Source organism: Streptomyces sp. NPDC053542 (genome assembly GCF_044544685.1).
In the GTDB taxonomy this organism is placed as follows: Bacteria; Actinomycetota; Actinomycetes; order Streptomycetales; family Streptomycetaceae; genus Streptomyces.
In genome coordinates, this window is sequence record NZ_JBITXL010000018.1 from 1 (window position 1) to 9,154 (window position 9,154).

The 9,154-nt window shown below is 70.8% G+C and carries 10 protein-coding genes; 6 read left to right on the forward strand and 4 right to left on the reverse strand.

All coding sequences use genetic code 11. The features are described from left to right. Nucleotides 1-178: 178 nt before the first annotated feature. The 3 genes from pstC to pstB are packed head-to-tail and all read left to right on the forward strand — an operon-like array spanning nucleotide 179 to nucleotide 3,065. On the forward strand, nucleotides 179-1,174 hold the full coding sequence (gene pstC / locus ACIGXO_RS33505; RefSeq protein ID WP_399794458.1) for a phosphate ABC transporter permease subunit PstC: 996 nt from the start codon (nucleotides 179-181) through the stop codon (nucleotides 1,172-1,174). Then, nucleotides 1,171-2,253, forward strand: coding sequence for a phosphate ABC transporter permease PstA (pstA, locus tag ACIGXO_RS33510; RefSeq protein WP_399794460.1), 1,083 nt, complete (start codon nucleotides 1,171-1,173; stop codon nucleotides 2,251-2,253). Before pstC ends, pstA begins: the two co-directional genes overlap by 4 nt. Before the next feature lie 32 nt (nucleotides 2,254-2,285). Beyond that, nucleotides 2,286-3,065 (forward strand): phosphate ABC transporter ATP-binding protein PstB, encoded by a 780-nt coding sequence (pstB, locus tag ACIGXO_RS33515; RefSeq protein ID WP_031067264.1) that lies wholly within the window; start codon nucleotides 2,286-2,288, stop codon nucleotides 3,063-3,065. 202 nt (nucleotides 3,066-3,267) lie between these two features. On the opposite strand, the gene ACIGXO_RS33520 is transcribed toward pstB, so the two are convergent. Further along, nucleotides 3,268-4,266, reverse strand: coding sequence for an anion permease (locus ACIGXO_RS33520; RefSeq protein ID WP_399794463.1), 999 nt, complete (start codon nucleotides 4,264-4,266; stop codon nucleotides 3,268-3,270). 9 nt (nucleotides 4,267-4,275) lie between these two features. Continuing rightward, nucleotides 4,276-4,896, reverse strand: a complete 621-nt coding sequence (locus ACIGXO_RS33525) for a DUF47 domain-containing protein (RefSeq protein ID WP_030267458.1) — start codon at nucleotides 4,894-4,896, stop codon at nucleotides 4,276-4,278. A gap of 219 nt (nucleotides 4,897-5,115) precedes the next feature. Here ACIGXO_RS33525 and ACIGXO_RS33530 point away from each other — a divergent pair, with 219 nt between their 5' ends. Next, nucleotides 5,116-5,526, forward strand: a complete 411-nt coding sequence (locus ACIGXO_RS33530) for a metal-sensitive transcriptional regulator (protein WP_399794465.1) — start codon at nucleotides 5,116-5,118, stop codon at nucleotides 5,524-5,526. A gap of 124 nt (nucleotides 5,527-5,650) precedes the next feature. Here the strand turns inward: ACIGXO_RS33530 and ACIGXO_RS33535 are convergent, their stop codons facing one another. Together ACIGXO_RS33535 and ACIGXO_RS33540 are read right to left on the reverse strand one after the other, a co-directional pair. Continuing rightward, a complete protein-coding gene (locus ACIGXO_RS33535) occupies nucleotides 5,651-5,842 on the reverse strand; it encodes a hypothetical protein (RefSeq protein ID WP_399794468.1) in 192 nt (63 codons plus the stop codon). A gap of 194 nt (nucleotides 5,843-6,036) precedes the next feature. After that, nucleotides 6,037-6,894, reverse strand: a complete 858-nt coding sequence (locus ACIGXO_RS33540; protein ID WP_399794470.1) for a hypothetical protein — start codon at nucleotides 6,892-6,894, stop codon at nucleotides 6,037-6,039. A gap of 151 nt (nucleotides 6,895-7,045) precedes the next feature. On the opposite strand from ACIGXO_RS33540, the gene ACIGXO_RS33545 reads away from it, so the two are divergent. Beyond that, the gene (locus ACIGXO_RS33545) at nucleotides 7,046-7,231 is read left to right on the forward strand and encodes a hypothetical protein (RefSeq protein ID WP_399794487.1); all 186 of its coding nucleotides are present in this window, start codon (nucleotides 7,046-7,048) and stop codon (nucleotides 7,229-7,231) included. 234 nt (nucleotides 7,232-7,465) lie between these two features. Continuing rightward, the gene (locus tag ACIGXO_RS33550; RefSeq protein WP_399794472.1) at nucleotides 7,466-9,001 is read left to right on the forward strand and encodes an FAD-binding oxidoreductase; all 1,536 of its coding nucleotides are present in this window, start codon (nucleotides 7,466-7,468) and stop codon (nucleotides 8,999-9,001) included. The last annotated feature ends 153 nt before the right edge of the window (nucleotides 9,002-9,154 follow it).

Here is a 9,154-nt window from a genome sequence, read left to right on the forward strand (position 1 = left end):
TTTTATGTCCGGGGGATCCGCCCCGCTCCCCCCCGTCAGCGCCCCGCTGGCCCCAACTACGGTCCCCCCCCGCCCCCCCCCCCGGGGGGGGGGGCCGGCCCCCCCCCCCCCCCCGCCCGCCGCCCGTCCGGTGCACCGCCGCCTGGAGCCCACCGGCTCCGCAGACCGGAGAACCCCCATGGATACTTCAGCGATACCCCAGTCCCCACCCCCCGCAGCGCCCGCCGCGGCCTCCGAGGTCAGCGGCAAGGCCGTCCGCCCCGGTGACCGGATCTTCCTCGGTCTCTCGCGTGGCTCCGGCATCGCGCTGCTGGTGATCATGGCCGCCATCGCGGCCTTCCTCACCTACCGCTCCGTCCTGGCGATCCAGGGCGACAAGGCGAACTTCTTCACCACCTTCGAGTGGGACCCGAGCGGCGCCGAGCCCAAGTTCGGTATCGCCGTCCTCGCCTTCGGCACCGTCGTCAGCTCGGTCATCGCGATGATCATCGCGGTCCCCGTCGCGGTCGGCATCGCCCTCTTCATCTCGCACTACGCGCCGCGCAGGCTGGCCTCGCCGCTGGGCTACGTCATCGACCTGCTCGCCGCGGTCCCCAGCATCATCTACGGCCTGTGGGGCGCGCTCTTCCTCGTCCCGCACCTGAGCGGCCTGTACAGCTGGCTGGACAGCTACCTCGGCTGGACCGGGGTCTTCAGCTACTCCCAGGGCGCCGCGCGCTCGCTGTTCACCGTCGGCATCCTGCTGGCGATCATGATCCTGCCGATCGTCACCAGCGTCAGCCGCGAGGTCTTCCTCCAGGTGCCGAAGATGCACGAGGAAGCCGCGCTCGCCCTCGGCGCCACGCGCTGGGAGGTCATCCGCATGTCGGTGCTGCCCTTCGGCCGCTCCGGCATCATCAGCGCCTCGATGCTGGGCCTGGGCCGCGCGCTCGGCGAGACCATGGCCGTCGCCACGGTCCTCTCCCCCAGCTTCCTCATCGGACTCAGCCTGCTGGACCCGGGCGGCGGCACGTTCGCGCAGAACATCGCCAGCAAGTTCAGTGAGGCGGACACCTTCGGCCAGGACGCGCTGATCGCCTCCGGCCTCGTCCTCTTCGTCATCACCCTGCTCGTCAACGGCGCGGCCCGCCTGATCATCGCCCGCCGCAAGGAGTACTCGGGGGCCAACGCATGAGTAACGTCGCAACGGAAAAGCGGCCGGTCGCGGACAGCGCGCCGCTGCCCCCCGTCTCCCTGAAGCAGGCCCGGCTGCCGCGCTGGTCCCCGCCGGTCTTCGCGCTGGCCGCGCTCGCCGCGGGCGTCGGCATCGGCCTGGCCGCCGGCCTGGACAGCAAGATCCAGTGGGGCCTCATCGCCGCGCTGCTCTTCGTCGCCGGTACGTTCACGATCGCCACCAAGGTCGAGGGCGCCCGGCAGGCCAAGGACCGGCTGGCCACCAGCCTGGTCTGGATCGCCTTCCTGCTCGCCGTCCTCCCGCTGGCCTCGCTCATCTGGGAGACCGTCGCCCGCGGCCGCAAGGTCCTGGACGGGTACTTCCTCACCCACTCCATGGGCACCCTGCCCGACGCCATGGTCGGCGGCGGCATCAACCACGCGATCACCGGCACCCTCCAGCAGGTGGGCCTCGCCACCCTGATCGCCGCCCCGATCGGCCTGCTGACCGCCGTCTACCTCGTGGAGTACGGCCGCGGGAAGCTCGCCAAGGCCGTCACCTTCTTCGTCGACGTCATGACCGGCATCCCCTCGATCGTCGCCGGCCTCTTCGTCCTCTCCGTCTGGATCCTGATCCTCGGCTTCGGGCCCTCCGGATTCGCCGGCGCCATGGCGCTCGCCATCCTGATGATGCCCGTCGTGGTGCGCTCCACGGAGGAGATGCTGAAGCTGGTACCGAACGAGCTGCGCGAGGCGTCCCTCGCCCTCGGCGTACCGAAGTGGCGCACGATCCTCAAGGTCGTCCTCCCCACCTCCATCGGTGGCATCACCACCGGCGTGATGCTCGCCATCGCCCGCATCACCGGCGAGACCGCCCCGGTGCTGCTCCTGGTGTGGGGCGCCAAGACGATCAACAACAACCCCTTCGAAGGCGCCCAGCAGTCCCTGCCGCTGTATGTGTTCCAGCAGTGGCAGCAGGGCTCCGAGGCGAGCTACGACCGCGCCTGGGCCGCGGCCCTCGTCCTCATCGCCTTCGTCATGATCCTGAACCTGGTGGCCCGCGGCATCGCCCGCTGGAAGGCCCCCAAGACCGGCCGCTGACCGCAGCGCGCACGAAAGAAGCAGTGATTCCCATGGCCAAGCGAATCGACGTCAGCGGCCTCTCCGCCTTCTACGGCAGCCACAAGGCCATCGACGACATCTCCATGACCGTCGAGCCCCGCTCGGTGACGGCCTTCATCGGCCCCTCCGGCTGCGGCAAGTCCACCTTCCTGCGCACCCTGAACCGGATGCACGAGGTCACCCCCGGCGGCCGCGTCGAGGGCAAGGTGCTGCTGGACGACGAGAACCTCTACGGCTCGGGCGTCGACCCGGTCGCCGTCCGCCGCACCGTCGGCATGGTCTTCCAGCGCCCCAACCCCTTCCCCACCATGTCGATCTTCGACAACGTGGCGGCGGGCCTGCGGCTCAACGGTGACGTGAAGAAGAAGTCCGAGCTGAACGACGTCGTCGAGAAGTCCCTCAAGGGCGCCAACCTCTGGAACGAGGTCAAGGACCGGCTGAACAAGCCCGGCTCCGGCCTCTCCGGCGGCCAGCAGCAGCGCCTGTGCATCGCCCGCGCGATCGCGGTCGAGCCGCAGGTCCTGCTGATGGACGAGCCCTGCTCCGCGCTCGACCCGATCTCCACCCTCGCCATCGAGGACCTGATCGGGGAGCTCAAGGAGCGCTTCACGATCGTCATCGTGACGCACAACATGCAGCAGGCCGCGCGCGTCTCGGACCGTACGGCGTTCTTCAACCTGGCCGCCGTCGGCGAGCCCGGCAAGCTCGTCGAGATCGACGAGACCGAGCGCATCTTCTCCAACCCGTCGGTCCAGGACACGGAGGACTACATCTCCGGCCGCTTCGGCTGAGTCGCTCTTCGCGACGGCTGTCCGACCGACGCCACCGAGCGTCCTGCGGTGCTGCATGGCGGTGCCACCACAGGACGAAGGGCCCGCCCCCTGATGGGGGCGGGCCCATTTGCTTGGCTTCGCGGGCCAAAATCAAGCCCGTCCGGCGATTGAGGACCGGGGTCCGGGGCAGAGCCCCGCGCCGACGGCCCGCGGCCGAAACTCAGCCGAACGCCAGGTTCACGACCCAGTACGAGGCCGCGGCCACCGCCGCGGCAGCCGGCATCGTGATGAACCAGCCCAGGATGATGTTCTTGGCGACGCCCCAGCGGACAGCGTTGATCCGCTTCGTCGCGCCGACGCCCATGATCGCGGACGTGATCACGTGCGTGGTCGAGATCGGCGCGTGGAACATGAACGCGGTGCTGAACATGATCGACGCACCCGTCGCCTCGGCGGCGAAGCCCTGCGGCGGGTCCAGTTCGATGATCTTGCGGCCGAGGGTGCGCATGATGCGCCAGCCACCCGCGTACGTGCCGAGCGACAGCATCGCCGCACAGGCGATCTTCACCCAGATCGGGATCGGGTCGCCGTGGCCCTCGACACCGCCGATGACCAGCGCCATCACCACGATGCCCATCGTCTTCTGGGCGTCCTGGAGACCGTGGCCGAGCGCCATGCCCGCCGCCGAGACCGTCTGCGCGATACGGAAGCCGCGCTTGGCCTTGTGCGGGTTGGAGCCCTTGAACATCCACATGATGGCGACCATCACGAAGTAGCCGACGATCAGGCCGACCAGCGGCGACAGGAACATCGGGAGGACGATCTTCTCCCAGACGCCCGACCAGTAGACGGTCGAGGACCCGGCCAGCGCCGCGCCCACCATGCCGCCGAACAGCGCGTGCGAGGAGGACGACGGCAGACCGAAGTACCAGGTCACCATGTTCCACGCGATGGCGCCGATCAGCGCGGCGAACAGGATCATCATCCCCTGTTTGCCGCTGGGCGTCTCGATCAGGCCCTCACTGACGGTCTTGGCGACCCCGCTGCCCAGGAAGGCACCGGCGAGGTTCATCACCGCCGCCATCGCGAGGGCGGCCCGCGGCGTCAGCGCGCGCGTCGAGACCGAGGTCGCGATCGCGTTCGCGGAGTCGTGAAAGCCGTTGGTGTACGTGAATCCGAGCGCGACCGCGATGGTCACGATGAGCGCGAAGGTGTCCATGGCCGGCGCTCAGGACTCCTTCACGGCGATCGTCTCGACCGTGTTGGCGACATGCTCGAACGCGTCGGCCGCCTCTTCGAGGATGTCCACGATCTGCTTGAGCTTCAGCACCTCGATGGCGTCGTACTTGCCGTTGAAGAGGTGGGCGAGCAGCTTGCGGTGGATCTGGTCGGCCTGGTTCTCCAGGCGGTTGACCTCGATCCAGTACTCGGTGAGGTTGGACATGGTCCGCAGGTTCGGCATGGCCTCGGCGGTCAGTTCGGCCGCCCGCGCCAGCACCTCGATCTGCTGGTCGACGCCCTTGGGCAGCTCCTCGACGTTGTAGAGGACGACCAGATCGACGGCCTCCTCCATGAAGTCCATGATGTCGTCGAGCGACGAGGCGAGGTTGTAGATGTCCTCGCGGTCGAACGGCGTGATGAACGAGGAGTTCAACTGGTGGAACACCGCGTGGGTGGCGTCGTCCCCCGCGTGCTCCGCCGCTCGCATCCTCTCGGCGATCTCTGCCCGCGCGGAGGCGTCCGCCCCGAGCAGTTCCATCAGGAGCTTGGAGCCCGTGACGATGTTGTCCGCGGAGGCGGCGAACATGTCGTAGAAGCTCGTCTCCCTGGGGGTCAGACGAAAGCGCACGTGAAATCCTCGGGGTGCATCGGATTCGGTCGAGATGATGCTAGGCGCATCATCCAGCCACTGCTAACCGGCATTACCTCAGTGTCGCGCATCGGGCAGCATGCTCTGCACGGGGTACCTGCCCCGCGCCCCGCGCGGGGTATCTCCCTCGGGCGCGAAATTCTGTACCATATACCCACCAGGGGTATATGAACCGGCTACGTACCAGGGGAGAAGCCCATGACGACCACGGACGCCGACGCCGAGGGCACCACCGCAGCCACCGCAGCCGCCGGGGCCTGCCACGGCGCGGAGCCGCAGGGCGTGCCCCAGGGCGACCCCCAGGCCGTGACCGATCACGATCTGGGCATCCACGGGTACGCGAAGCAGAAGGACGCTCACATCAAGCGGCTGCGCCGCATCGAGGGGCAGATCCGGGGCCTCCAGCGGATGCTGGAGGAGGACGTCTACTGCATCGACATACTCACCCAGGTCTCGGCCAGCACGAAGGGCCTGCAATCCTTCGGCCTGCAGCTTCTCGAGGAACACCTGCGGCACTGCGTCGCCGACGCGGCCGTGAAGGGGCCGGAGGCCATCGACGAGAAGGTGAAGGAAGCCACCAAGGCCATCGAGCGCATGCTGCGTACGTGACATACGCCGCCCGCCGACCGGAGAGGGGCAGGGTCCGGGCCCCGATTGCCGGTCCTGGCCGTGCGGGTGAGTGATCCGGCGTGACGTATCCCACGCCGGGGCCGCGGCCGAAAATGGCCGCTCCTTACCGCCGCCGGGCGGTCGCGGAGTCCCGCTCCGCCTTCGCTGCGGATTCTCTGGCGTCACGGTCCGCGTCCACGTCCAGCACCTCGTCGATACGGTCCGGGCTGAGGCGGTCCTCCGGGGAGGTCGCCGCCGCGATCATCAACTCACCAGCCAGGTCGATCTCGACGAGGGCCACGTGGTCCTGAGCCATCTGACTGCGGTGCGGCGCCACGTACAACACCTCCTCCTTCGAGGCCCATGCCACTCTTCTGGCGGTTACCGCCCAGGGTAGGGACGCGTGCACGCCCCGCGCATGGCACGGATGGACCATTTACGCCGCCCGGCAAGCCTTCGGGGCATGTGCCCGGCGCGGCGGGCCGCAGACCGGGGCGCCCGCCCCGCGCCTCACCCGCCGCCGGCCGCCGCGATCCGTCCCGTGTAGATGTCCGCCCGCCGCGGCAGCTCGACCGGCGCCTTCGTCCCGAAGCCGGCGTAGGAGAGCGTGGACGTCACCTCCGTACCGTGCGGCGAGCCGTTGGCGAAGGAGAACCGGTACTGCAGCTTGCGCAGCCGCCCCACGTCGTCGAGGTACGCCTCGAACGGCACCGCGCCGGTCGTGAACCCCTTCTCGGCCGCGCTCAGCGAAGGCTTGGTGTGCTTCGAGGCGGCGTCGGCGGCCACACCGATGTCGGCCGTGCCCCGATAGTGCCGCACGCGCACCCCGTGCAGCCGCTCCTCACCCTCGTACGCCGCCCGCCGGGTGCCGCGCAGCAGCTCGGCCGCGGCCAGCGGATCGGTCGCGCCGCCCGTGACGAGATTGCCGTCGGACAGCGCCGTGGTGTCCACCCGCACCCACTTGTCCGCGGGCACCCCTGCGCCGCGGTTCTTCATGTAGAGCGCGCCGGGCGCGAAGATCTCGGTGATCGGCTCGCGCGCCCGGCCGTCGGGCCCGGCGGGCTCCGGCAGCACCAGCCGCAGCCGGCCCGTGCCGCGGCGGTAGTCGTAGTGCCCGGCGCCGCGGATGGCGACGCGGGTGCCGCCGCTGGCGGTCTCCAGGGTCGTCCGCACCTGTGAGGTGGCGCCGCGCACCAGCGCGTCGGCGCTCTGCCGGAGGGCCACCGAGGGGACGGGGCCGGCGGGTACGTCGTCGGCGGCCGCGCCATCCGTCGTACACCCCGATGTCAGCAGGCCGGCTCCCAGCGCCAGCCCCGCCGCCGTGGCGACGGCGACGGCTCCACCGCTCCGTCTGTCCTGCACCACCATCGCGCACGAGCCCCCTGCCGCTGTCGCGCCGCCGACCCGCCGCCGCACGGCGCGGCCGGCATCGGGCAACCATTTCGTTCAACGACCGTTCATCTGGCCCGTCACGCCCACTTGGTCCAACCGGCAGTAGCGTGGGTGTGTGCCGTACGCGATCCAGGATCCGCAGACCACCGTCCCCGACGCCGGCGCCGGCGTCGGCGGGACGCACCGCACCACGACCACCGAGCGCGGGGCCTTCTGCCTCGCCCGGTGCAGCTGCGGCTGGTCGGGCCCGGCCCGCCGCGCCCGCTCGCAGGCCCGTACGGACGCGGAGCGGCACTCGGGCGACGACCGCTGACCTTCAGGGGCCGACGGCTGACCTTCAGGGGCCGGGCGCCGGCCTTCAGGAGCCGACCACTGGCCTTCAGGGGTCGGCCGCCGGCCTTCAGGGGCCGGTCCTCGTACGCTCCCGCAGTCCCCCCGTTCACTCCCCGCGCCCCGCCCCCGGTGGAACCCGCTGCCCCACTTCCGCATCTGGCTGGGGGAAGGCAACGGCACAGCGCCTCTGGCGCGATACGGCAAGGGGGCGGCCGTGAAGCGGCGCACACTTCTGCAGGCGGGCGGCGGACTCGCGGCGACCACGGCGGCCTGGGCGGTGGCGGGCGGTACGGAGGCGGGCCACGCGGCCACGAGGGCGGCGGCCGCCAAGACCTCCTGGGACGCGCTCCGCAAGGGCCTGGACGGGCAGTTGATACGCCCGGGCGACGCCGCGTACAGCACGGCGCGCCGCCTCTACAACACCCGTTACGACACGCTGAGGCCCGCGGCTGTGGCGTACGTGAAGCACGCCGCGGACATAGCCGAGTGCCTGGCGTTCGCGCGCCGGCACCGCACGCCCGTCGCCATCCGCAACGGCGGCCACTCCTATGCCGGCTGGTCCAGCGGCGACAACCGCCTCATAGTCGACGTCTCCGCGCTCTCCAGGGTTTCCGCGCCGTCCGGCGGCACCACCCGCATCGGCGCCGGCGCCAAGCTCATCGACGTCTACGAGGGCCTGGGCAAGCACGGCGTGACGGTCCCCGGCGGCTCCTGCCCGACCGTCGGCATCTCCGGCCTCACCCTCGGCGGCGGCCACGGCGTCGTCTCCCGCGCGTACGGCCTGACCTGCGACAGTCTCGTCGGCGCGACGCTCGTCACGGCCGACGGCAAGACCCTGCACTGCGACACGAAGGAGCACGCCGACCTCTTCTGGGCGCTGCGCGGCGCGGGCAACGGCAACTTCGGCGTGGTCACCGAGCTGCGCTTCCGTACGCACCAGGCTCCGAAGGCGGTCATGGCGTACCTGACGTGGCCGTGGTCCAAGGCCGCCGCCGTGCTGCGCTCCTGGCAGGAGTGGGGCCCTGTGCAGGCCGATGAGATCTGGTCCAGCTGCCACCTGGACGCGCGTCCGGGCGGCACCCCCACCGTCTCCGTCGCCGCGTTCTCCCTCGGGTCGTACCGCGACCTCCAGAACGCCGTCGACAGGCTCGCCGACCGCGCGGGCGGCCCCGGCCCGGCGTCCTCGGTCTCGCTCCGGCCCAAGCCGTACCTGGACGCGATGGAGGCGTACGCGGGCTGCTCGACCAAGACCACCGCCCAGTGCCACCAGCCGGGGAAGGTCCCCGGGCACACCACTTCGGGGCAGCTGGGCCGGGAGACCTACGCGGCCCGCTCGGACTTCTTCAACCGCTCGCTGAGCGCGGCGGGCATCCGTACGGTCATCGACCAGATCGAGCGCGCGGGCCGCAACGGCGTCAACGGCAACGTCGCCTTCACCGCCCTGGGTGGCGCGATCAACCGTGTGAAGCCGACCGCCACGGCCTTCGTGCACCGCCGCTCGCGCTTCCTCGCGCAGTACCTCGCCTCCTGGGCCCCCAGAGGCGCGGGGAAGGCCCAGAGCGCCTGGCTGAACGGCATGCACACCGCCATGCGCCGGTACGCCTCCGGCGCCGCCTACCAGAACTACGCCGACCCGGCCCTGAAGGACTGGAAGCAGGCGTACTACGGGGCGGCCGCGGACCGCCTCACGAAGGTGAAGCAGACGTACGACCCGCAGCACCTCTTCCGGACGTTCCCGCAGGCCCTGTAGGCGGCCGGCTTATTGAACCGGCGTCTTGTGAAGACGCGGGGGGGCCCCCCCCCCCCCGCGGCGCGGGGGGGGGGCGCGGCCCCTGGCAAAAAAGGGGGCGCCACCGCCCCCCAAAGGAGTCCCCGCCAGACGGGCCGGCCCGGGACCCCCCCC